The 23,964-nt window shown below is 47.9% G+C and carries 18 protein-coding genes; 7 read left to right on the forward strand and 11 right to left on the reverse strand.

What is annotated here, in order from left to right; genetic code table 11:
• Positions 1–9: 9 nt before the first annotated feature.
• From P157_RS0102215 to P157_RS0102245, 7 genes are all read right to left on the reverse strand, one after another.
• The gene (locus P157_RS0102215; RefSeq protein WP_026759572.1) at positions 10–366 is read right to left on the reverse strand and encodes a hypothetical protein; all 357 of its coding nucleotides are present in this window, start codon (positions 364–366) and stop codon (positions 10–12) included.
• 85 nt (positions 367–451) lie between these two features.
• Positions 452–1,459, reverse strand: a complete 1,008-nt coding sequence (locus P157_RS13635; protein ID WP_072000138.1) for an AIM24 family protein — start codon at positions 1,457–1,459, stop codon at positions 452–454.
• A 576-nt stretch (positions 1,460–2,035) separates the two neighbouring features.
• A complete protein-coding gene (locus tag P157_RS0102225; protein WP_196243095.1) occupies positions 2,036–2,632 on the reverse strand; it encodes an NlpC/P60 family protein in 597 nt (198 codons plus the stop codon).
• 116 nt (positions 2,633–2,748) lie between these two features.
• Positions 2,749–4,173 carry an L-arabinose isomerase gene (gene araA / locus P157_RS0102230; RefSeq protein WP_026759574.1) on the reverse strand — a complete coding sequence of 475 codons (1,425 nt, stop codon included), beginning with the start codon at positions 4,171–4,173 and terminating at the stop codon, positions 2,749–2,751.
• A gap of 29 nt (positions 4,174–4,202) precedes the next feature.
• Complete coding sequence (locus P157_RS0102235; RefSeq protein WP_026759575.1) at positions 4,203–5,810, reverse strand: xylulokinase; 1,608 nt, start codon at positions 5,808–5,810, stop codon at positions 4,203–4,205.
• Positions 5,811–5,890: 80 nt separating this feature from the next.
• Positions 5,891–7,318, reverse strand: a complete 1,428-nt coding sequence (locus P157_RS0102240; RefSeq protein ID WP_026759576.1) for a sugar porter family MFS transporter — start codon at positions 7,316–7,318, stop codon at positions 5,891–5,893.
• Positions 7,319–7,529: 211 nt separating this feature from the next.
• Positions 7,530–8,414, reverse strand: coding sequence for a LysR family transcriptional regulator (locus tag P157_RS0102245; RefSeq protein ID WP_026759577.1), 885 nt, complete (start codon positions 8,412–8,414; stop codon positions 7,530–7,532).
• 326 nt (positions 8,415–8,740) lie between these two features.
• Between P157_RS0102245 and P157_RS0102250 the strand changes: the two genes are divergently transcribed.
• Positions 8,741–9,910, forward strand: coding sequence for an exonuclease SbcCD subunit D (locus tag P157_RS0102250; protein WP_026759578.1), 1,170 nt, complete (start codon positions 8,741–8,743; stop codon positions 9,908–9,910).
• Entirely contained in the window at positions 9,907–13,098 is a 3,192-nt protein-coding gene (locus P157_RS0102255) for an AAA family ATPase (RefSeq protein ID WP_026759579.1), read from the forward strand. The genes P157_RS0102250 and P157_RS0102255 overlap by 4 nt, the downstream gene beginning before the upstream one ends.
• Before the next feature lie 70 nt (positions 13,099–13,168).
• Here the strand turns inward: P157_RS0102255 and P157_RS0102260 are convergent, their stop codons facing one another.
• The 3 genes from P157_RS0102260 to P157_RS0102270 are packed head-to-tail and all read right to left on the reverse strand — an operon-like array spanning position 13,169 to position 16,987.
• Positions 13,169–14,449, reverse strand: coding sequence for an S-layer homology domain-containing protein (locus P157_RS0102260; RefSeq protein ID WP_026759580.1), 1,281 nt, complete (start codon positions 14,447–14,449; stop codon positions 13,169–13,171).
• Positions 14,450–14,481: 32 nt separating this feature from the next.
• On the reverse strand, positions 14,482–15,837 hold the full coding sequence (dcuC, locus tag P157_RS0102265; RefSeq protein WP_026759581.1) for a C4-dicarboxylate transporter DcuC: 1,356 nt from the start codon (positions 15,835–15,837) through the stop codon (positions 14,482–14,484).
• A gap of 16 nt (positions 15,838–15,853) precedes the next feature.
• The gene (locus tag P157_RS0102270; protein ID WP_026759582.1) at positions 15,854–16,987 is read right to left on the reverse strand and encodes a M20 family metallopeptidase; all 1,134 of its coding nucleotides are present in this window, start codon (positions 16,985–16,987) and stop codon (positions 15,854–15,856) included.
• Between the two features lie 191 nt (positions 16,988–17,178).
• Here P157_RS0102270 and P157_RS0102275 point away from each other — a divergent pair, with 191 nt between their 5' ends.
• Both P157_RS0102275 and P157_RS0102280 read left to right on the forward strand, forming a co-directional pair.
• Positions 17,179–18,081, forward strand: a complete 903-nt coding sequence (locus P157_RS0102275) for a LysR family transcriptional regulator (RefSeq protein WP_026759583.1) — start codon at positions 17,179–17,181, stop codon at positions 18,079–18,081.
• A gap of 59 nt (positions 18,082–18,140) precedes the next feature.
• On the forward strand, positions 18,141–19,049 hold the full coding sequence (locus tag P157_RS0102280; RefSeq protein WP_026759584.1) for a hypothetical protein: 909 nt from the start codon (positions 18,141–18,143) through the stop codon (positions 19,047–19,049).
• Positions 19,050–19,142: 93 nt separating this feature from the next.
• Here the strand turns inward: P157_RS0102280 and P157_RS0102285 are convergent, their stop codons facing one another.
• A complete protein-coding gene (locus P157_RS0102285; protein ID WP_026759585.1) occupies positions 19,143–19,853 on the reverse strand; it encodes an aspartate/glutamate racemase family protein in 711 nt (236 codons plus the stop codon).
• 134 nt (positions 19,854–19,987) lie between these two features.
• On the opposite strand from P157_RS0102285, the gene P157_RS0102290 reads away from it, so the two are divergent.
• From P157_RS0102290 to P157_RS0102300, 3 genes are all read left to right on the forward strand, one after another.
• Entirely contained in the window at positions 19,988–20,944 is a 957-nt protein-coding gene (locus tag P157_RS0102290; protein ID WP_026759586.1) for a LysR family transcriptional regulator, read from the forward strand.
• A gap of 13 nt (positions 20,945–20,957) precedes the next feature.
• Positions 20,958–22,463 carry an NAD-dependent dihydropyrimidine dehydrogenase subunit PreA gene (preA, locus tag P157_RS0102295; RefSeq protein ID WP_051598453.1) on the forward strand — a complete coding sequence of 502 codons (1,506 nt, stop codon included), beginning with the start codon at positions 20,958–20,960 and terminating at the stop codon, positions 22,461–22,463.
• Positions 22,464–22,568: 105 nt separating this feature from the next.
• Positions 22,569–23,924 (forward strand): SH3 domain-containing protein, encoded by a 1,356-nt coding sequence (locus tag P157_RS0102300; protein ID WP_051598454.1) that lies wholly within the window; start codon positions 22,569–22,571, stop codon positions 23,922–23,924.
• Positions 23,925–23,964: the final 40 nt, after the last annotated feature.

Below are 23,964 nucleotides of genomic sequence, written 5' to 3' on the forward strand. Positions count from 1 at the left end.
TTTTTTGTTTTAATCAAGATAATCATTGTTACGCAACCAATCTCTGAAGTATCCACTCCAATCTTCATATGTGGTTTTAAAATATAGATGGTCAGGATCTATTACACGCTGCCACACATATACTCTTTGGGATGATTCATACCACATAGCTATATCAACTTGTTCGCTGTCTCCTCCTGAGCTAACATACATAGAAAACGTAGTGACACCATTGACTCCTTTACGGATGGAAAGGTCTTCTATTGACCAGGCATTACCTTTCCCCTGAGTACATATGACAATCTCTTTTGCTTCTGCTTTTCCAAAAAAGAACAGACCACATAAAACAAAAAAAATTGCCACTAATCCTATAATGTTCTTTCTCACGTTAATTACCTCCATATTTAATTATGAAATAACATGTTATTTTCCTTATAAAACTCCTTCAAATGTAATTGTTGTTCCATAAATATCAGTCATCCAAGAAATTATTAATTAATTTCAATGCCGTCCCTGCTTTTGATGCTGATTGTGAATCAGAATTTGCATTTGAAGATGTCGTATTTTCTATTGCTTTTTGTTCACCTAAATCATCAATAGGTGCAACAAGAATTTTTCCTGTACCTCGATATACGTTAACTACTCCTTCACCAGTAGCTACACTGCTAATAATAGAATTATTAACTTTTTCTACAGTAAATTGCAAACTACCAGACCAAGCAACAGCATATGGACCATCTATTCTTGCGATACTATCTTCAAGTGTAATCTCCATCAATTCATCATACGGTATGGAAGATTCCAATACAGCAACTCCATCACCAACTAATTTAGTATTGAACAATCCCTCTCCACCTAAAATAGCAGAAGAGAAATTGGCTCTTGACTGCATATCAATAGTTATATCACCAGAACTTGCAAGATACATACCATCTTCCACAACGATTCCACCGTCCCAATCGTTAGGATTTACTAAAATAATATGCTTATATGTTGGTTCAAGAATCAATGTACCACTACCTGAATACAGTGGTTTTACAGCTGATTCGTTATTTACAACACTTTTCACCATTTTCCCAAGAAAGTCTCCTGCATCTTTTACATCCGATTTTACAGCAATATTACCTACCATCATCTGCATAGCACCAGCTTGCAATCTATATGAATCATCTTTTAATTCAATCCAAACTTGACGCTTACGAATATTCATTTCAGATGCATAATATGCAAACATAGCCGAAAGAGGATTGGTTGACAAATCTCTTTTATATTCATATACTTTTACTGCACCTAATTCAGATACACAACTTCTATTATTGCCTTCCTCTTGCTTTATTGAAAAATTGCCATTATGTATCGGTTCACTATTTACATATCCTGTATTTGCTTGTGCTACTGGTGATGAACCAAGTTGTGCACCACAACTAGTACAAAATCTAGACTCATCCGGCAATTTTTGTCCACAATTAGTACAAAACATAATATTTCCTCCCTACATAAAGCCACAAACGTATAATTAGCCATGACCACCTTACCATTGTTCTCGTATTTGCTATTTCGTTATAAATTTAATATTTCCCTGCTACTCCTAAAAATATTCTAAAAACACTATTTTATTTATAAAAAAAAGCGGAATAAATGACAATTTAAATCATTCATCCCGCTTTTCCGCATCCATTATTTCATTTCTGAACATTTTTCTGACGCTCATTCCAGATAATTTCATTCCGTTTGTCCCTCGCCTCATCCCCCCCTTCATGTCCCAGAAGGTAAACTCAGTACTTTTAATATTCTGGTTATACTAAATAACATTTACGCTGTCTCGATGATAGACAAAGTCACTGTGAATATCATTACACACCATGTGCATGATGCCACAAGTTATCATAATATACAATACGGCCGTAGTATTTATAAAAAAAGCCGCTTCCACAAACATTTATTTATGGAAGCGGCTTTTTATACCTGCACATCTAAAACAGTCTGTATTCAACATAACGCCCAAACCATATTGAACACTTACAAGAATTACGGACATATAAACAGGTTGCAGGCTTCAGTATTTTCCCGTATACCGATAGACTTCCGTCCAGCCGCGGCCATAGGCACTATAGCAGTCGATTTCGCCGCCCTGGTCGCCGGTGCGCCAATCGCCGCCCTGCCCGTTTTGCACACCTTTGGCTTCCACGGTCCAGCCATCACCAACATACAAAGCCACATGATGTGCCGGGTCACAGAGAATATCGCCACGCTTCAGATTGTTTTTGACCGCCTGCCAGGAATACCGGGTGAAACCGCCAATTCGCTGCAAATCAGGCCAGATGGTATCCGCATCGCCCGTATACTGCTTGCCATGATAAAGCTTCCTATAATCAGGATTTTTATGCCAGGCCTCAATAATCGGAAAGCCCGCGTGCTCCAGAGCATGATAGATGAAGGATGAGCAGTCATAGTCCGGGCCCTCACGGGAACCTGTATAAGGACGGCTGGCCGTGGCGTTTTCCTTTCCCTGACTATAGCCATGACGATTATCGGCCGCTGTCTTCATGGCCCAAGCGATGGCTTTTTCCATGGGATTGCTGTTTGACGCACCTGCCTGGGCAATAGTGCCCCCCAGCAGCATAAATTGCACCACCAACAAAGAAATTACCAATACACAGTTTACTCTTTTCATAGTTTCACCAACTTCATAAAAAAAAACGAGTCGTTCATCTGTACTTATCATACAAGATGAACGACTCTATTACAATAGGGGCTTTTTATAGGAACTTAGCAGATTTCAACGAGATTTACGCCTAGCATTACGCCCAGGTCATGAATCTGTTCTTCCGTGAGGCGGAAGGACAGTACCGTATGGTGGCCGCCACCAGCTTTAATCCATTCGGTGGAGCCTTTCTTGAGGCCGCATTTCGGCGTCCAAAGCTGTTTTGCCACCGGCAGATGCGGGGTTTCAGCCTCTGCTTTGCGGCAATCAACAGGATAGCTGATCATGCGGAAACCATCGCGGAAATCAGCGACCGTTACATCGACAGCTTCGCCATCAGCGCCGGTGAATACCAGACGGGCCGGGTCATCCTTGCCGCCGATATCGAGCGGATGAACTTCCACTTTCGGTTTGTCGCTGGCAATCGTCGGGTCAACTTCGAGCATATGCGCACCGAGGATTGCTTCATGGCCTTTGCGCAGGTCAAGGGTGTAGTCTTCCATAAATACCGTACGGTCATTGTGGGCCATGATTTTCAGCAGGCGAGTCAGAGCAGCATGCTTCCAGTCGCCTTCAGCAGCGAAGCCATAGCCATCGCGCATCAGCATCTGAGCAGCCAGGCCCGGCAGCTGTTTGAGCCCCTTGAGGTCCTGGAAGTTGGTGCAGAAAGCATTGTAGCCTCTATCATCGAGGAATTTCTTGATGGCAATGTATTCGCGAAGCTGATAGCGTACAGATGCCTCAAATTTTTCCTGCGGGTTATCCTGCGGATTGAGCGTGTACATTTCAGCCAGTTTCTTGTATTCAGCGTCGATGTCAGCTTCCGAAACAGCATCTACCTCATCCACGAGTTCACCGACCGGCCAATAGTCAACCGTCCAGCCGAGCTGAATCTGAGCTTCTACTTTATCACCTTCGGTAACAGCTACGTCACGCATGGTATCACCGAAACGGCAGACGCGGATATGGAAGCTTTCGTTGTAAGCTACAGCTACATCCTGCCAATCAGCGATTTCCTTCTGGACTTCCTCGTCACCCCAGTAGCCATAAACAATCTTGTTGTTAATGTTCAGACGGGAGTTAAGATAGCCGTATTCACGGTCGCCATGAGCACTCTGGTTGAGGTTCATGTAGTCAAAGTCAATCGTAGCGTAGGGAATTTCGTTGAGATACTGGGTAGCCAGATGCAGGAGCGGTTTCTGCAGGAGTTTCGTGCCGCGAATCCAGTTCTTGGCCGGAGAGAAGGTGTGCATCCAAGTGATGATACCAGCTACTTCATCATGGTAGTTGACATCCTTCATGAACTGCGTGATGCCATCAGCCGTGGTCATAACGCCTTTGCAGACCACCTTATACGGAAGTTTGCCGCTGGCATTGAGCTTGTCCACAATGTCCTGTGTGTCACGTTCTACATTCTTGAGCTGTTCTTCACCATAGAGATGCTGGCTGCCTGCAACAAACCAAAATTCATAATTTTTTACTTCCAACATTGAAATTACTTCCCTTCTACATTATTGACTTATTTATCCGCGACGACTTTACCGGCCTGCTGTTCCAGCGGCAGACCTTCCTGATAAGCCGCAATAAACTTCTTGCAGCCCTCAACACCTTCTGCATTAGGTGTCAGCGTGGTGCTTTGAGGATTCTTAAAGACCTTGGTATCCAGGAAATCCGGCAGGCTTTCCTGACCTGCATTTGTCTTGGCGTAGACTGCCAGTACTGCCATGCCCCAAGGGCCGCCTTCGCTGGCGGTTTCCATTACGGTAATGGGAATCCCCAGACTGTCGGACAAAACCTGCTGCGCAATGACCGGCGTCTTGAACAAACCGCCCTGGGCCACCATCACATCAGTCTTTACACCTTCATCCTTAATCAGCACATCCATGCCGATTTTCAGCGGCGCAAAGGCACCGTAGAGCTGCGCCAGCATGAAATTGCCCAGGCTCATATGGCTGTGCGGGGTTCTGACAAACAACGGCCGGCCGGCTTCCACGTTGGTGATATTCTCACCGGAGAGGCAGCTGTAATTCACCAGACCGCCTGCATCCTTGTCGGCGCCCTGTACAGTGTTGAACAGGGTGCTGTAGAGCTTTGCCGGCGTTTGTTCGTGGCCAATGGCCTTGGCAAATTCACCGAACATGTTCACCCAGGCATTGATATCGGAAGAACAGTTGTTGACATGCACCATGGCAACATTGGCACCGTCAGGGGTTGTTACGATGTCGATATCCCGATGCACCTGCTTCAAGGGTTCATCCAACACATTCATGGAGAATGCGGAAGTACCTACAGAGATATTGCCCGTGCGTTTGCGCACACTATTGGTGGATACCATGCCCGTGCCGGCATCCCCTTCCGGCGGTGCCATGAGGGCACCGGCCTGCAATGTGCCGGTGGGGTCGAGCAGTCTTGCCCCAGCTTCCGTCAGATGACCGGCCTCCACGCCAGCCCGCAGGGATTTCGGCAGGATTGCCGTCAGCTTCCAGGGGAAAGCTGCCACTTCCGGCAGGCCATCGAAAATCTTGACCATGCCAGCATTATAATCGCCCGTTGCCTCATCAATCGGGAACATGCCCGAGGCATCGCCGACGCCCAAAACCTTCTCACCGCAGAGCTGCCAATGAATGTAGCCTGCCAAAGTCGTTAAGAAGTCAATATCCTTTACATGTTCCTCACCATTCAGAATGGCCTGGTACAGATGGGCAATGCTCCAGCGCTGCGGAATATTGAAGGAAAGTTTCTCCGTCAGCTTATCTGCCGCTTCACCTGTGATATTGTTCCTCCAGGTGCGGAAGGGCGCCAGTTGCTTGCCGTCCTTGTCAAAGGGCAGGTAGCCGTGCATCATGGCACTGATGCCGATGGAACCAATCTGCGTCAGGGACACATGATAGCGGCTCTTGACATCCGCTGCCAGCTCCTTAAAGCAGGTCTGAATTCCCTTCCAGGCTTCGGACATTTCGTAAGTCCAGATGCCGTCCACCAGTTGGTTTTCCCATTCAAAACTGGAAGTTGCCAACGTTTCGCAGTTCTCGTTCACGAGCACGGCCTTGATGCGTGTGGAACCCAGCTCCACCCCCAGTGCCGTAGCACCGCTTTCAATGCTAGCCGCATTTTTTACCAAGTCCATAACCAATAACCTCCTAAATGATGACGGTTATATCTTAATATACCGCCTCGTCCACATCAGATATGAACGAGGTCGTATATTTAGCCCATATTTGTCGCCGGGCAGGCTTCATCTTTTTTTTCGTGTGCAATTCCCGCTGCTTCAATTTCTTCCAGCGTTGCACCACGCGTTTCCGGTACACAGTTCCGGATAAAGGCTACGCCTAAGAGGCAGATGCAGCCAAAGATGGCAAATACGGCGGCCTGCGAAATGCTGGCGGTCATAATGGGGAATAACAGACCGACCAGGAAGGAGCCAATCCAGTTGAAGGAGGAAGCCATACCGGAAGCACGGCCGCGAATTGCCAAGGGGAATATTTCACCAACAATTACCCAGGTAAGGGGTGCCCAGGTAAAGGAGTAAAACGCAACATACACACACAGGAAACCAACAATCATCATGGGGTCCGTATCCGGCACAATGCTGTTGATAACAGCCGGCAGGATGAAGGAAAGCCCCATAACCGTGCCGCCCAAAGTCAGCAGCGTGCGACGGTTGAAACGGTCAGCCACAGCCAGGAATACCAGAGAACCAAGAACCAGCAGAATGCCCTGAATAATCGGCCACATCAGCTGGGAGCTGGCGGCCTGACCCGTAGCCTGTTCCACAATCAGCGGAATGTAATAGAAAATTGCATTAGCGCCCTGGAACTGCTGGAAGGCAGCCACACCAACGCCAGCGGTAACCAGATAGCGGTATTTATCAGAGAGAAGTGTACTAAAGGAAGTATTGGCAGCTGCTGCCGATTCTTCCTGAGCCGTTTCCTGAATGTCGCGGAGTTCTGCATCCACTTCATGTTTTTCACGGATAAAGCCAAGCACCTGACGAGCTTCCTCAATTTTGCCATGACGGACGAGGAAACGCGGAGATTCTGGCAGGCGAAGTACGCCCAAGAACAAAATGATAGCAGGTACGGCGGCCAGACTCAGCATGAGTCTCCAAGCCAGCGTTTCCGGCATATCTTTTAATAAGAAGTCAACTACATAAGACAGGAGCATACCGGATACAATCATGGTCTGGTTGATACCGGAGAGCCGCCCGCGCAGACGAGCTGGAGACATTTCCGACATATAGGCCGGCACGAGTGCAGATGCCGCACCAACAGCCAAGCCCAAAAGCACACGAACCGCAATCAGATATAGGGAACCGTCCTGCGGAGCCAAACCGGATAAAATCGAACCTACAACAAAAATAAGTGCTGATAAAAGAATCATTTTGCGGCGGCCCAGCTTATCGGAAAGCTGACCTGCTAAAGCGCCGCCAAAGATGGCGCCGAACATTACAGAAGAAGTAATCCAGCCGATGATGCTGGCGTTGCCTGCCAGGCCCCAGTCATTCTGCAGAAAGGGAAGTGCGCCGGTCATAACGCCGATATCATAGCCAAAAAGAATACCACCAAACGAACCAAAGAAATAAATGAATGCGCTGGAGATTTTCTTCTCCTGTGCATTAGAGGAACCCATTGTCATTGTGTACTAACCTCGCTTCTTTGTTGTCTACCATTGTGATTTACCATTCTGTGTTCGAGCACATTTATAATATAACATTACCAAATTGCTTTGTCAATGTTTTTATCGTTTTTTATTTGTGCTATATTTATAAATCTATATGGTATTTTCAGTAAATTCTTTTTTATTAAAAGGCCCCCGGCAGAGAAATCTGCTGGGGGCCAGTATTGTGTCACCGAGCACAGTTGCCGGTGATTTCCTTTAGATACTTAATGAGCAGCCGCTCGTCATCATAGACCTGCCGACCTTTCTTGGTGACGATGCCGGAATTGATATAGAAGGGTTCTTTCATGGGAATAACAACCAAATCATCCCGCTGCAGAACAGCCTGACGTGTTAGGAAGGTACTGCCAATCCCAGCCCGCACCAGATTCTTGATGGTATGCAGATACGGCGAATAATGCACGACCTGCGGCTTACCGTTCTCCTTGGCATACATATCATGTACCATGCGATAGACAAAGAAACTGCTATCCAATAAGACCAGCGGTTCTTCCTGGACATCCTCCAATGTAATATATGATTTTGCCGCCAAGGGATTTTCCGGACGGGTTACGAGACAGCATTCGCAGGCAAAGAGCTTTTCATAATTGAGTTTTTGGCTAAAACCGGCTTCATAGTTGGTAAAGGCGATATCGAGCTTCTCCTCCTCCACCATGTTCAAGGCAGAGATACCGCCGGATTCAATGATATCCAGACGGATTTCCGGATGCTGCTGACGGAACTCGCCCAGAATCCGGGGCAGGAATTGTGTCCCGAGCTGCAAGGGCATCGCCATGCGAATATGATTGCGATTGTGTGCCATGTCCTGAATTTCATCATCTAACTGGTCTATCTGATCCAAAATGTGTTTGACTTTGCCAAGTAATTTGCTTCCCTCATTGGTAATGAGTATCTTTCTTCCTTCACGATGGAATAGATTCAAGCCCGTCTCTGCCTCCAGAGTCTGCATGGCTACACTGATGGTAGGCTGGGAAACATGCAGATGCTCCGCTGCTTTGGTGATATTCTGCCATTGGCAGACTTCATAAAAATAACGCATCTGTATAAGGGTCATCATTCTTCACCTCATCATTCTGTTCTTTTTATTATAACCCCGTTGTTCCACTTTTACCACAGGCAAACCTTCTCTTGCCAGGACATAAAACATATAGGAAAAACTTATACATTTATCAAAAAACCGTATTTTACACTTCCTTGTTTCTATGACATAATACTATTTATCGAAGACTTGAGAGTATATAACTATTGTATATTCTCTCTTCCTTTCCATAACACAACATCACATTAGAAAAAGTCAGGCCAGTCCCCTTGGGCTGGCTTTTTCGTGCGCAAATTTAGCGGTATAATAGATAGAGCAATTATCGTACAGGAGGCACCGCCATGAAATTCTTTCACCTTTCCGACCTGCATATCGGTCTGAAACTGGTCAATCACGACCTGACAGCGGACCAGCGGTATATATTGGCACAAATCGTTACCAAAGCCCGTGAACGCCAGCCAGATGCTATTGTAATCGCCGGAGATATTTATGATAAGGCCATTCCTTCAGCAGAAGCTGTTGGCCTATTTGATGAGTTTATCACCCAACTGCATCAGGCGGTACCTGCTGCGGAAATCATGTTGATTTCCGGCAACCATGACAGTGCCCAGCGAGTCAATGTCTTCCGTCATGTGCTGGCCAGTCATAAAATCCATCTCATCGGTCTGCCCCCCATGGAAGAAGATGAATACATCCCCAAAGTCACCCTTAGCGATGAGTACGGCCCGGTAAACTTCTACCTGCTGCCCTTCGTCAAGCCCTCCATGGTCAAACGCATCACAGGTACGGATGAGAACGGAAATAATCTATCCTATGACGCCGCCCTCCATGCTCTTGTTGCACGTGAAACAATTGGCCAGACGCAGCGCAATGTGCTGGTCAGCCATCAATTCTATCTTTCCACCGGTGGCAGTGCTGATGATGTCACTCGCAGTGATTCCGAAATCATCACCGTGGGCAATATCGACTCCATCAACGGCGATATGCTGGAGCAGTTCGACTACGCCGCCCTTGGCCATATCCATAAGCCTCAAAAACTCAACGGCAAGGATTGTTACCGTTATTGCGGCACACCTTTGGCCTGCTCCATCAGCGAGGCTGGCCAAGCCAAGGGAATCATTGAGGTGGAACTGGCGGAAAAAAACAGTGTTAAGACCACCGTACTCCCCCTGGAACCACTGCACCCTGTCCGCAAGCTGAAAGATACGCTCCGAAATATACTGGCCCTGCCTTCTGATGATTATGTCAGCATCACCCTCACGGATAAAGAGGACTTGGATGTATTCGACATGCAGGACAGACTGCGCGAAGCCTTCCCCAACCTGTTAGAAATCCAACGGGAAAGTCAGCGTCAGGTCAACTATCAGCAAAAGATTACGGCTCAGGATATCCTTTCCCCCTTCGACCTCTGTAAAAATTTCTTGGAAGATATTGACCCAGAAGAAGAAAAACTGCTTACAGAAATCATCAACGACATACAGCAGTCGAACGGAAAGGAGAAACAGGCGTGAAACCCATAAAACTTACCCTACAGGCCTTTGGCTCCTACGGGGAGCAAACCATCATCGACTTTACCCGTCCCGTGCAAAGTCTTTTTCTCGTTACCGGAGATACCGGTGCAGGCAAGACCACGATTTTTGATGCCCTGGTCTACGCCCTTTATGGCGAAAACAGCTCCAATACCAACAAAAAAACCGGCAACGACCTGCAAAGCCAGTTTGTCGGCAGGGATGTCACGCCTTTTGTGGAGCTGACCTTCAGTGAAGCCCAAGGCGGCGCTGAGGAAATCTATACCGTCCACCGCTCCCCTGCCCATCTGCGCAAACGCCAACGTGGCCAGGGCGGGGATATCCCTGTCAATGAAACCATTGCGCTGACCATGCCTGATGGCCGGGATTTCAACGGCAAGAATAACGAAATCAACAATAAGCTGCAGGAAATCATCGGCCTGACCAAGGAGCAATTCATGCAGGTCGGCATGATTGCCCAAGGGGAATTTATGGAACTCCTGCGCACAGACTCAGGCACAAAAAAGGAGATTTTCCGCAAGCTGTTCAACACCGCTATTTTTCAGCAGATTACGGATAACTTAAAGGAGCGGAACAAGGCAGCCCAGAGTGAAATGGATAAACTTCTGCTGCGCTGCAAACTGAAAGCCGAAGATATACAGCTGCCGGAAAATATCCCCTCCGACCACCCACTAGCCGAACTAAAAACAGCCATTATCAAGTCCGAAAAGCCGAATATCGTCACGATTGAAAAACTACTGGAAGAATTGCCCACTCTCTGTGAAAGCCTTGCCCAACAGGAAAAGGAACTCAAGCAGTACTTTACGGCGCTATCGGCGCAAAGAGAACAGAGCATATCCCAATACACTGCGGGAAAACTTCTCGCAGACGCTTATGCTGAATTGGATAAGATTACGGAACAAGAAAAGGAACTCACAACCCAGCAGAGCGATCAAGAAAAAAATGCCCAACTCGCTCAGGCAATCATGGATGCCTATCAGATAAAGTCCGCCCATGACCTCTACGCCAGTCAGGCAAAACTCCTGCAGGATACCATGGCCCAAAAGGAACGCGAAACAGCCCGCCTTCCCGAACTCAAAACAGCTGAAGAAACAGCCACGAGCCAAAGTCAGGCAGCCAAGAAGGCATACACACAGGAATTATCCGCCTTCTCCGCACTGCAGACAAAAGTTACGGCCGCCAAAGAAAATTTTGCCGCCATAGCCGCAGCCGAAAAAGCCTGTACCGCTGCCAAAGCGCAAGCTGCTGCTGCCCAGGCAGAAAAAGAAAAAACACAAAAAACCTTAACCGCTTTTAACGAGGACATCAAGCAATGGAACAAGCGCTTTCAGGAATTATCCTCAGCCGAAGGTGAAAAACAGAAATGGGCAGAGAAACAGGGAAAAGTAGAAGCCTGGCAAAAACAACAGCTGGAACTGGCAGAACTGGACAAAAAGCGCTCAGCCGCTCAGGATGCAGCAACACAGGCGCAAAATTCCTTCAAACAGGCAGAAGATAACTACCAGCAGAAACGTGATGCCTATGAACACGCCCATCGGATTTTCCTAAATGCTCAGGCTGGCCTTTTAGCGGCCGACTTAGAGCCCAATACCCCCTGCCCGGTCTGCGGTTCCACCACACACCCTCATCCCTATGTCCTGTCTGCCAGCGAACAACCGCTTGAGCGGCAGGCATTAGAAGATTTACAAAAGCAGGTCCAGCAGCTCAACATTCAGCAGAGCAAGGCCGCGCAAAAAGCCAGTGAAGCCCTGACAAACTGCAAAAATCTCACGGAACACTACCAGTCTGCCAAGGAAAAATTCACGGCCAGTCTGCAGGAAGCCAAAATTCCCGCCGACACCAGCCTGTCTGCTATCGCTCAGGAATTGCATAAATGGGCCGCCGTCATCCAGCAGAAACTGCAAAAATATTCGTTAGAAGTACAGGAAGCCAATGCGCTCAAAGAGAAACTAGCCACCAGCAGCAATAAGCTCGCAGAACTGGAACAGGCCGCCCAAAAAGCCGACACAAGGCACAGGGAACTCGAAACCAAGTGGCAGAGCCTTTCCAGCCAGTTGGCCACCTTAAAAGGACAACAGACCTATGCTTCTCCTGCCGCTGCCGAAGCAGCGTTAGCGGCCGGTCAAAAACAACTCCAACAAACACAGGAAAAAGCGAAAAAAGCCGAAGGCGAACTGACAACAGCCCAGAAATCCCGGCAGGAAGCCGAAACCATCATCAAAGACTGCAGCCAAAAAATTCCCCAGCAAAATACTGCCAAGGAAACAGCCTATGAAGCCTATCAAAAACAATGCACAGCCAAAAATATGACAGAACCGCAATGGCAAGCCCTGACTGCTGAATACACTGCTCAAGATGGCGAGGATAAACGAACGCATTATCAGCAGTATAAAAATACTGCCCTAAAAGTCCAGGGTCAGAAAGAAACCCAGCTAAAAAATATCAACGGCCAGCAACGTCCTGACTTAACCGCTCTTGCCGCCACACAGGATACGCTTAATATTCAATGGCAGGAGCTTGGTGACAAGCTGAAACGCCTGCAGCAACTGCGACAGCGCAATGAAGAAGCCACTGATTCCTTACGCGACCTTATGGGCAATCGCAACAATAAAATTGCCGCGGCGGCGCGCATCGAAAATCTCTACAGCCGCCTCTCCGGTAAAATGACGGGCAGCCGCATGGATATTGAAACTTTCGTTCAGCGCCATTATCTGCAGCAAATCCTTCTGGCCGCCAATTACCGCTTTGCTGAGATGTCCGCCGGACAATTCGAATTGCGCTTGATGCCTGTGGAAGATGCGGGGCAGGGCAAGAATCGAGGCCTCGACCTCCGTGTTTACTCCACTGTCACCGGTCAGGAGCGCGATATCAAAACGCTCTCTGGCGGCGAGTCCTTTATGGCCGCCCTGTCACTGGCGCTAGGCCTGTCTGACCAGATTCAGGCCAACACCGCCGCAATCAACCTCGATATCATGTTTATCGATGAAGGCTTCGGGTCCCTTGATGACCACTCCCGCAGTCAGGCCATCAAAGTCCTCAAGCGCCTCTCTGCCGGCAATAAACTCATTGGCATTATTTCCCATGTAACGGAGCTTAAACAGGAAATCGACAACCAACTGCTGGTCCGCAAGGACGAAAAAGGCAGTCATATCGAATGGCAAATCAGCTGACACAAAGGCCCTGCAAGCAAAAACGCTTGCAGGGCCTTGTTTCACGTGCAACATGAAGGAAACGATAGGATTAGAACCAATACTCTACGCGGGCGAACAGTTTTTCTGCCTTACGGTCATTTTCGAGCTGCTTGCCCCGAAAATAAATTGCCTTAGCCTGCACATTGGGGAAAATGGTATACTGTGCGCTAACTTCTACGCCCTTCGTATTATAGAAGGCGCCATCACAGGAGGGATACATGGATGTATTAGCGCCTTGATGACGATACGATAGATAAGCCCCCCATGAGCCTTGATGCAATTTATTGGCGCCCTTATAGGCAAGATGCAGCAGTCCGGAACGATTATAGTAATCTGCGGCTGTATTCTGCATATAAGCACCGGTCAGAGAAACATTCTTGTCAAAGCGGTAAGTTGCCGCTGCTTCCCAGATATGAGCATTTTCCTCATTGGCTCCTCTGCTGTAAAACGTGTCCTTAAACATACCACTCTTAAGGTGATAATAAGCACCGGTCAATGAAAGCTTTCCCGGATTAACCGTTACGGCCAAACTTTGTATAGATGCTACATCTTCAGAAGCTTTGCGCTTGGTAGCTCGATTCAGTGCTTGTTCATAGCGCAGATTAGCTTTATTTATGCGTCCTGCACGAGCCTGCACCTTAACCTTATTCCCAAAATTAACCTCTACACCGGATAATTGGGTAAAGAACATTAAATTCTTGTCATAACTTGTCGCATCCGGAATACGCCCTATCTTCACATTGAAATTCTTATAATTTCCCTGCGCCCACAAACGCTTTAATTCCACATCACCCGTGTCATCTTTTTTTGTATCAATGCTCGAATCTAGCCGTGCATGCACATTCCAATTCTTATTGACCTGTGCTTTAGGTTCAAGACGCAATAAAAGCGCCTCCTTGGTGGAATCCTTCGTTTTTCCCGTGTTGTCTTCGGTCCGTTCACTGGTGTAAGTATATCGAACTTCGCCAGACCACTTTACCATATCAGCATTTCTCTCTAACTTGGCCACACGCACACCAAAATTATTTAATTCCTCAGCAAACTCAGCTGCCAGCTTATCCACAAGGCCTTTGTCAGCTGGATTGCCCGTTTCTTTTGCCATGGCCTTAGCCACCATCTGCGCCATTTCATAGCGGGTGATATTGCGTGCCCCTTGATAGCGGCCATCACCATAACCTTCGATAACCCCGTCAGCAGCCAGTGTCGCTATGGCCTCGTACGCCCAATGGTCTGCGGGCACATCAGAAAAAGGATTTGCGGCAGCGCTGGCCCCCGCAGCCGTTCCCACTACCAGACTGGCTGACAACATGGCTAAAACTGTTTTTTTCATAACCTGCACTCCTCTTTATCCTAAAATATTAATTACACCAGTACAGACATCACAAAAGAGGTAACCAAGGCCACCAACATCGGAATTGCAGTTCTTTTTACTACGTCAACTGACGATACATCAGCCACCCCAGCCACAGCAACCACCGCTGCAGTAATCGGCGAAGCGCTGCGCGCAATACTGGACGCCATCTGCATGGGCGTTATCATTGCGGCAGGCAAAATGGCCATTTTTGCAGCAATGTCCGGTACCAATGCCCCGAACGAATAAAAAGGAGCATTGCCTGACCCCATAATGACAGCAGATACCGTAACAATCAGAACCATCACCAAGGTTATTCCGGCTGCGCCGAAACCAGAACTCTGGGCACCGCTGATAATCATATCCACGGCCCCAATTTTCGTCAAGCCATAGGCAAATGTCTCACCTGCAACAATTAGGGTAATGACCGTAGCAAAAATCTTTCCCATTCCATCAAAGAAAACTTTAATGCTGTCAAATACAGTCTTTACGTCCCTTGTACGGACTAATTCAAACAACATGGCCAGTGAGATGCTGATAATCATCGCCGTAACCACCGGCATCTTGATGGTAGATATACACAGCTTGCTGAAAACAAGCACAAGTGCTATGGGAACCAGCGGTAAAATCGCATAAATAGCAGGCGGCAGAGAATCGTCCTTTTCAGCGGCCACAAACGTCATCGACTTCGCCTCTACACCATCCCTCCGGTCAAACCAGCGCTGTACAAAAAAATGCGCTACGGCAATCGCGAAAATTGTAACCACCGCTATGGGAATCTGCTCGCCAACAAAATAATCCGCCACGTCCAAACCGGCCGTTTTCGCCGCAAACACAGCAGTACCAGATGCCGGTCCTAAATCCAGACAAGGTGCTGTGGCAATGACCGCCGCCGCTGATAAACGGCTGACCCCCAAACTGGTCAGTACAGGATAAAGCGTTGCCATCAGCAATACACACAAGCCTGCCGCGCTGGGGATAACGATATTCAGCAGCTGCCCTACCACATAGCTGGCCGCTAAAAGCAAATACGGAGATTTCATCATACTTAACGGTTTAGCAGATAAATGAACCAAAACACGACTTGCCCCGATATGCTCCATATACTTAGCAAAGCCGCCTACAGCCATAATGAGCAAACCTATCCCAGCTGCGCGGGAGCTAAAAGTATCCTCGATAAACTTAAAGATATCAAACCAGACCATTCCTGTTGTTTTCTTGCCATCCAGCAAAGGATACCCCATTAGTATTGTCATGGCCATCAGAAATATGCCGCCAGCAAAAAGCACCGTCTGGGCATTTTTCTTCTTTAGAATCATATAGGCCACAATCACAGTAGTTATCAGAGCCAAGGCCAACGCTAACATAAACTCTCCTCCTCTTTTACCGTAAACCGACAATATGCTGTATAATCCGGCACAGCAATTCGTAGCGGGGAATAATGCTATCGATTTCCAGATACTCACCCTCACTATGGGCGCCACCGCCCACTGGCCCTAAACCATCAATTGTGGGGATTCCTTCAGCTGCGGAAAAACTGCCATCAGAACCGCCACCGCTGGCAGTCCAGCCAAAATCGACCCCGATTTCCTGCCCTATTTCATCAATGCGCCGGCAAAGCTCCATGGTTTTTTCCGTAGGAAGCATCGGCGGTCTTGTTATGCCACCTTCCACGGTAGCTGCCGTTCCCTCTACATGCGGCTGATTATGTAATGCATTCATAACCCCAGACACACGCTCTATTTCGGCCTTGTCATAATAACGTACATCAATTGCAGCACCGGCTTCTCCCGGTACGGCACTTATGCCAGTCCCCCCCCAGACCTTGCCTACATTTACCGTAGTCTCCTTGGTAAGATTGGTGGCCGACTGCAGGGCAATAATCCAATGAGCTAATTCCTCAACGGCATTTCTACCTGCTTGATAATCCACACCTGCATGCGCAGCTACCCCTTTGATATTGATATGGTACCTGGCAATTCCTTTGCGTTTATGAACCAGGTTTCCATTGGCACGACCAGCTTCCAGGACAAGAACGTAGCGGCTTTTTCTGGCTAATTCCGTAGAATACACTGCCGAATACCTTGAACTTATGCCTTCGTGGTCACTATTGAGAAACACACAAATCGATGCTTCTTGCAGAGCGCCTCGCGCCTGTAGATTTGCCAGTGCATAAAAACCGCTCAACATACCTGCCTTACAATCGATTACCCCAGGACCATAAGCGCGGTTTCCCTCTACTCTAAAGGGGCGCTTAGCAGCCGTTCCCAGTGGAAATACCGTATCCATATGCGCCAGCACCAATACATCATAATGGTCAGTCTCTCTGTTTACAATTCGCAGACAAGGTGCAATGGTCGGTGACAACCTGACTTCTTCGACCAGCCAGCCGAGCGATTCATACTTTCCCTTCATAAAAGCAGCAATCTTACCGGCACCTTCTGGCTCAGAGGAAACACTGTCGATATTGACGAGTTCAGCCAGTTCGTCCAAATAGTGCTGTTTTTCCAGCTCCATACCAACTACCTCCTGTAAAACATTATTGGATAAAACAAAATGTCATGGCCACACCATTATCATAATATTTGCTAGACTAAATGTAAAATTCGCAATACTTCTAAATTTATTAGTCAATCTAATTGGACAAAATATGACAAAGCAGTATATAATGATGGCGAAACCGAAAAAACGCAGAAAGGTGATGCGTCATGCTCTTGCGGCAAATACAGTATTTTATGGCGGTAGCAGAATCACACCACTTTACCAAAGCAGCGAAACAACTCTTTGTCTCCCAGTCTGCTCTATCGCAGCAAATAAACAAACTCGAAGAGGATTTAGGGGTTAAACTTCTTGACCGCATTTCACATCCCATTACATTAACTCCAGCTGGTGAAGAATTTTACCGCTGCGCCCAAAAAATAATATCCGATATCAATCATCTTGAGCTGCAAATGCAGCATTATGCCCGCGACAATCAAGGAACTTTACACGTTGGCGTGATTACAGGTCTGGGAAAACTCCCCCTCACAGACATATTTTCCAAATTCAATACCGAAATCTCCCCACAGATGCAATTTTCCCTAACCAATTGTCTTAGTAAGAAACTCTGCCATATGCTGGGCAATCACGAAATAGACATTGCCATTATGGCTGTCCCCGACGAATTGTCCACAACGGACTTTGAACTGCTCTCCTTGCAGCATGAACCGTTTATGGTTATTCTTCCACCAGCCCATCCGATGGCAAATCAAGCACAAATAAACCTAAACGACTTGCAGACCGAAAATTTTATTTTCCCTACGGCCGAAAATGTTTCCTATGATGTCTTTATGGCAGCCTGCCAGAAAGCAGGTTTCACCCCTAATATTGTTACCTACTGCAATACACCCGGCCAGCGGATTGACCTCGTCCAATCCGGATTAGGCATCAGTCTGATTTCGGAAAGCGGTTTTACTTATTTCAACCATCATGCTGATGTTGTATCCCGCGCTTTAACAGAGCCCTTTTACAAGCACATTGCTATGGTAAGACGGCGGGAAGAAAAACATTCACCGTTGGTCGATAAATTCTGGGAATATATCCGTACAAACTACGGTCAGGATGAAGCATAAATAGCAGATTCTTACCGTTAGAATATTATTTATATCACCCTTGAAAGGAGTGCTTTTTAATGAAGGGTCATTCTCTACTTATGGGGTTGCTGCTGTTATTAACGTGCATCCTTTTGCCATCTCACGATGTTCATGCACAAAAACAGCCACTCCCCACCGGTCTAAGTGATTTTTCCATGGCTGAAACGGCTGGCGCCACTACCGATTCACTAAAGGTATATACCTACAAGCCAGCCGCCTGGCAAGACGGCCGCCCCATTGTCGTCGTCTTTCACGGTTTGAAACGGAATGCGGAAGAATACTGTCAAGGCTGGAAGGAATATGCGGAAAAGCATAATTTCCTCATCGCCTGTCCAGAATTCACCGAAAGTAAATTTCCCGGCGTGCGTTATTACAACTTCGGTAACGTTATCGACAACGACAATACAGGTGGAAACATACAGCCAACAAAACAGTGGATTTTCCCAGTAATCGATAACATCATCAAAGAAACCAAAAAACAGGCTAACGCTAAGAAAAGCCGTGTCATCATCTATGGTCACTCTGCTGGTGCTCAACTCGTTCACCGTTATGTGCTCTTAAACAAAGGTACCTCTGCTGACCTCATCATTGCGGCCAATTCAGGCTGGTACACCATGCCAGATGAAAACATTACTTACTCCTATGGCATAAAAGGACTGAATCTGACGAAGAAAGAGTTCCGTAATGCCTTTACTAAACCAGTTGTCATTCTCTTAGGTGAAAATGATACACTCCGCTCCAAAGTGCTTCGCAAAACACCGGAAGCCGATGCCCAAGGGCAAAACCGTCTGGAGCGTGGACGTAACTTCTACAACAATGCACAAGACAAGGCCACAAGTTTAGGATTAAAGTTTAACTGGCAGCTTATCACAGTCCCCGGCGTCGGCCATGACGGTACTGGTATGGCAAAAGGCGCAATTCCCCTTATTGAAGCACTTGCCCGTTAAAAAAAGAAAAATTAACGCACACTAAATCCCCTGCAAGCAAAATTTGCAGGGGATTGTTTCACGTGCAACATGATGAAAAGTTCATCAGCTTCCTTATGCAATCATGGTTCCATCCGAGATTTCTGCTTTCGCAAACTTCACAGCTGCTTTAGCCAGTTCATCCGTGGAATCAATAAACGTGCCTTCCAAACCATACATGGACACGGCGACAGGCACTTCCGTACAGCCAAGGATAAAGGCTTCGGCGCCTTGCGCCTGCATTTCCGCCAGCAGTTCCCGGACTGCCGTCGTGTCGTAGTCCTCGTTCATAGCCTTGACCCCATCGTAAATCATATCATCAATCAGATGCTGTTTTTCTGCTGCTGGCATAATACATTCAATCCCGTTGGCCTCTAAGGTCTTCTGATAAAGACCTGTGCGGACAGTACCGCTGGTAGCCAGTAAGCCCACAGACTTAAAGCCCTTTTCCTTAATGCTGGCAGTCGCCACATCAATGATGGAGAGCACCGGAATAGTAATCTGTGGCAGAATTTCCGGCAGAAAATAATGGGCCGTATTGCAGGCAATGATGATGAAATCCGCTCCAGCCATCATCAGCCGTTTGGCACTTTTTACCATTTCGGGAGCCGGAGATGCACCCAGCCCCATAATCGCCTTGGTACGGTCGGGAACCTGCGAGTTGTTATCCACCAACATGGGAATATGCTCCTGGTCATTCTTCGCCGGTGTAGCCAAAATGATTTTCTTCATCAAATCCACCGTTGCCATGGGGCCCATGCCCCCCATAATGCCAATCGTCTTCATATCCTTCACGCCCCCTATAACACCGATTATTGTCTGACTTTTCCCTTGCCTAAAGCATAACATCAGCGTAGAATATAATCAAATACTTATAATAATATAAAAGATATAAAATATTTTTATATGGAGATGATTGCATGACCGGCATGGATTACGTCTATACCGTTTACGAGGAAAAGAGCTTTTCTGCCGCCGCCAAGAAACTCTTCATGACCCAGCCTGCCCTGTCCGCGGCCGTAAAAAAAGTAGAACAGGAGCTCGGCATGGCCATTTTTGACCGCTCCCATTCCCCACTGCGGCTCACAGATGCGGGACAAGCCTACATCGAAGCGGCGGAAAAAATCTTCCAGATTCAGCGCAATCTACAGCGTTATGTAGATGATTTGGCCCAGCTGGAAAGCGGCAATCTGGCCATTGGCGGCACCAACTTCGTAACCGCCTGCTTTCTGCCAACACTCATCCGGCAATTCAGCGAAAAGCACCCCTTGATAAAACTTTCCGTTGTTGAATCCAGCAGTGCGGAACTATTCGCCGGCTTAAAAAATGGCACCATTGACCTCGTCATCGACAGTGGCGAATGCGATACGAAAGAGTTTGAATCCCTGACCTTCTTCACCGACCGCATCATGTTAGCCGTCCCCAAGAGCATGGATACAGGGGCCACCGAACTTGCCTACTCCCGGCAGGATATCATTGCAGGCCGGCATCTTGCCCCCGGTGCGCCCGCTGCTGACCTCAAGCACTATGACCACACCGATTTTCTGCTGCTCAGCCGGGGCAACGATATGAACCGCCGGGCCAAAGGACTGCTCCGGGCTGTGGGCATCGAACCCCCGGTGCGCCTTTACCTCAATCAGCTGATGACGGCCTATCACATGGCGGCCGCAGGCCTGGGGGCTACCTTTCTCACAGACACACTTATCCGCATGGCCGCTCCCAATGACAGCCTCAATTACTACCTCATAAATCATCCGCTGATGGAACGGGAAATCTTTATCGCAGCACCGCAGAAAAAATACCGCCCCAAAGCCTTGCAGGCATTTTGGGACAGCGTGGCGAATATCTACGTCAACGATGTGAATACATGCCAATAGGAGGATTATCGTCATGAAACTGCACAGCATAACCCGACGCAGCGATATGCTAAAATGTATGCTCTGCCATAATGCCCCCTGCTCCACTGCCTGTCCCCACGGAGTAGAGCCTGAAAAAATTCTCCGCCATATTTGGTTCAACAATGAGGATTATGCTGCAGCCGGACTAACGGAGAGCAACCCCTGCGCCAACTGTCCAGCCCCCTGCCAACAGGCCTGTCTGCGTCCGGGGGAAATTCCTATACAAGAGCTTATCATCCGTCTCCATGAAGATGTTGCCCCTTATCGGGATATTCCCCAGCCCAACGACGAGTCGACCCTGCAAACAGACCTCTGCGGCATTCCGCTTGAAAATCCCTTTCTGCTGTCCTCATCCGTTGTGGCCAGCACCTATGATATGTGCGCCCGTGCCTTTGAAGCAGGCTGGGCGGGTGCTGCCTTCAAAACCATCTGCACACTGGACATTCACGAAGCCTCTCCCCGCTTTGCCTCCATTAACGGCGCTGACGGCAGTATGATTGGCTTTAAGAATATCGAACAGCTCTCTGACCACAGTGTCCCGGAAAACATGGCCGTATTCCGCCACCTCAAAGAAAAATATCCCTCAAAATTCATTTTAGCCTCTATCATGGGGCAAAATGAAACTGAATGGGGAGAACTTGCCCATACCTGTCAGGAAAACGGTGCCGATGCCATCGAACTGAATTTTTCCTGTCCGAATATGATGGAGGAAGGACTGGGTTCGGATATTGGCCAGGTACCGGAACTGGTCGAACGCTTCACCGCAGCTGCCAAAAAAGCCACGACCATACCTGTTCTGGCAAAACTCACCCCCAATGTTGCGACAATGAGTCCTGCGGCAGAAGCCGCCCTGCGAGGAGGCGCCGATGGCATTGCGGCCATCAACACCATCAAGAGCATTATGAACGTCAATCCCCATACCTATATTTCCAGCCCTGCTGTGCATGGACAATCCGCTGTGGGTGGCTACAGCGGCAACGCCGTAAAACCCATCGCTTTGCGCTTTATCGCGGAACTGGCAAAAAATCCTCACCTGAAAAACTTGCATATCAGCGGCATGGGCGGCATCGAAACCTGGCGGGACGGCTTGGAATTTTTGCTGTTAGGCGCAAGTTCCCTGCAAGTCACGACAGCGGTCATGCAATATGGCTACCGTATAATCGAGGATTTGAAAACCGGCCTGAACTACTATCTCCATGCCAAAAGCTTTAATTCCGTAAAAGAGGTCACTGGTCTTGCACTCGACACCATAAGCGAGACTACCGATATACTGGAACGAGATACCATTATTTTCCCCCAATTTAATCACGACACTTGTCTAGGTTGCGGCCGCTGCGTTATCTCCTGTGCTGATGGCGGCCATCAAGCCATTCACTTAAATGAAAAACGCCAACCAATTTTGGACGGAAAAAAATGCGTCGGCTGCCATCTTTGCCGCCTGGTCTGCCCCACCCACTCGATATCCTCAGTTAAAAAGCGGATAAGCAGACAACATTGAATACCTGCCTATGTTTCACGTGAAACAAAACTTCAGTAGGATAATATCCACATCATGGCGAATATATAGGAGAAATACTTATGTGTTAGGAAAGGAAGTCTCTCTATGAAGAAAAAATTTCTGACTGCTGTGAGCGGATGTTGCCTGGGACTTTGTGCCATGATGTTTTCACCAGTCCCGGCATTTGCTGCAGATACCATTGCCATTACCGACCAGCGCGCCACACCGTCATATTGGACAAAACATACCATCAATGGGGACAAAGTCTTGCTCACCCAGCAGGAAATCAGTACCATCAATCGCACAATGCGGGGAAAAAGCAAAACTCTGGTGGATTTAGCAGCCTATAATATCCACCAGTCTGCTGCAGCAGTAAAGGAAATGATACTAGCCGCCCAACAGGATTACCGCGGTGAAGAAACACCCGGCGAGGCTTATGATGCGAACGGCAAACAATTTCCTACAGCGCACTTCAAACAAGTAAAGGCTAACTGCAATCTTGAAGGATTAACGGGCAATATCACCGGCCAATACGCGCTGGTCACAGAACGCACGAATATGCGTCTGCTGCCCACAGCCGACAATTACTTTGATGATGTAACCTGCCTCCATTACGACAATCTACAGGCAACAGCACTCGACCCGGCAGAACCCGTGATTATTCTCCATACGAGCAAAGACGGTGCCTTTGCCTTTTGTCAGGCGCGCCATTATACAGGCTGGGTAAGCCTTAGCGCTTTGGCCATCACAGACCGCAAACATTGGCAGCGTTATGTAAATCCCAAGGATTTCCTTGTCGTAACCGCCAATAAAAAGGTTGTCTCCGTAGGCGGCACCTGTACGGTTCTGTTCCAAATGGGCAGCGTTATCCCGCTGGCCTCGAACAAACTGCAGGCCCATGACACCTGGCTGGCTTATGTTCCTGTTGCAGTAAATGGCGTTCTGAGCGAAGCAACGGTAAAAATCACCAATGATGACAGTGTCCACAAAGGTTTTCTCCCCTGCACCCCAAACAACTTTATCCGTCAGAGTATGAAATTTCTCGGCGATGAATATGGCTGGGGCGGCATGGATGACAGCGTGGATTGTTCCGCTTTTACCGCTGACATCTACCGCAGCATGGGCATTGAGATTCCCCGCGATGCCGACCAGCAGGAACTGGCTATGCCTCAGAGCCTAAAATTCGACGGTCTCACCACAGCCCAGCGTTTCGCAAAAGTAAAAGAAGCACCTGTCGGTGCACTTCTATTCAAACCTGGCCATGTGATGATGTACTTAGGTCAGGATGCGAAAGGAAATCCTCTCGTCATCCATTCGGCCAGCAGCTACTTTACCTTTGACAAAGGCAAGAAACAGAAACACTATATCCGCAAAATTCTCGTATCGGATTTGCACTATCAAAACGGCAAAGCCGTTGAAACCATCGACGGCCTGACCAGCGCAGGCTTTTGCGCCAAATAAACATAGCGAAAACAAAGAGGATTGCCCGCCATGAGCAATC

The organism is Selenomonas ruminantium AC2024 (genome assembly GCF_000687995.1).
In the GTDB taxonomy this organism is placed as follows: domain Bacteria; phylum Bacillota; class Negativicutes; order Selenomonadales; family Selenomonadaceae; genus Selenomonas_A; species Selenomonas_A ruminantium_B.

Excerpts from the sequence above, each read along its gene's own strand:
- preA (WP_051598453.1), top strand. The coding sequence starts at position 20,958 with ATGAAACTGCACAGCATAACCCGACGCAGCGATATGCTAAAATGTATG.
- P157_RS0102300 (WP_051598454.1), top strand. The coding sequence starts at position 22,569 with ATGAAGAAAAAATTTCTGACTGCTGTGAGCGGATGTTGCCTGGGACTT.
- araA (WP_026759574.1), bottom strand. The coding sequence starts at position 4,173 with ATGTTGGAAGTAAAAAATTATGAATTTTGGTTTGTTGCAGGCAGCCAG.
- P157_RS0102285 (WP_026759585.1), bottom strand. The coding sequence starts at position 19,853 with ATGAAGACGATTGGCATTATGGGGGGCATGGGCCCCATGGCAACGGTG.
- P157_RS0102240 (WP_026759576.1), bottom strand. The coding sequence starts at position 7,318 with ATGACAATGGGTTCCTCTAATGCACAGGAGAAGAAAATCTCCAGCGCA.
- P157_RS0102260 (WP_026759580.1), bottom strand. The coding sequence starts at position 14,449 with ATGAAAAAAACAGTTTTAGCCATGTTGTCAGCCAGTCTGGTAGTGGGA.
- dcuC (WP_026759581.1), bottom strand. The coding sequence starts at position 15,837 with ATGTTAGCGTTGGCCTTGGCTCTGATAACTACTGTGATTGTGGCCTAT.
- P157_RS0102250 (WP_026759578.1), top strand. The coding sequence starts at position 8,741 with ATGAAATTCTTTCACCTTTCCGACCTGCATATCGGTCTGAAACTGGTC.
- P157_RS0102275 (WP_026759583.1), top strand. The coding sequence starts at position 17,179 with ATGCTCTTGCGGCAAATACAGTATTTTATGGCGGTAGCAGAATCACAC.
- P157_RS0102290 (WP_026759586.1), top strand. The coding sequence starts at position 19,988 with ATGACCGGCATGGATTACGTCTATACCGTTTACGAGGAAAAGAGCTTT.
- P157_RS0102245 (WP_026759577.1), bottom strand. The coding sequence starts at position 8,414 with ATGACCCTTATACAGATGCGTTATTTTTATGAAGTCTGCCAATGGCAG.
- P157_RS0102235 (WP_026759575.1), bottom strand. The coding sequence starts at position 5,810 with ATGGACTTGGTAAAAAATGCGGCTAGCATTGAAAGCGGTGCTACGGCA.
- P157_RS0102270 (WP_026759582.1), bottom strand. The coding sequence starts at position 16,987 with ATGGAGCTGGAAAAACAGCACTATTTGGACGAACTGGCTGAACTCGTC.
- P157_RS0102280 (WP_026759584.1), top strand. The coding sequence starts at position 18,141 with ATGAAGGGTCATTCTCTACTTATGGGGTTGCTGCTGTTATTAACGTGC.
- P157_RS13635 (WP_072000138.1), bottom strand. The coding sequence starts at position 1,459 with ATGTTTTGTACTAATTGTGGACAAAAATTGCCGGATGAGTCTAGATTT.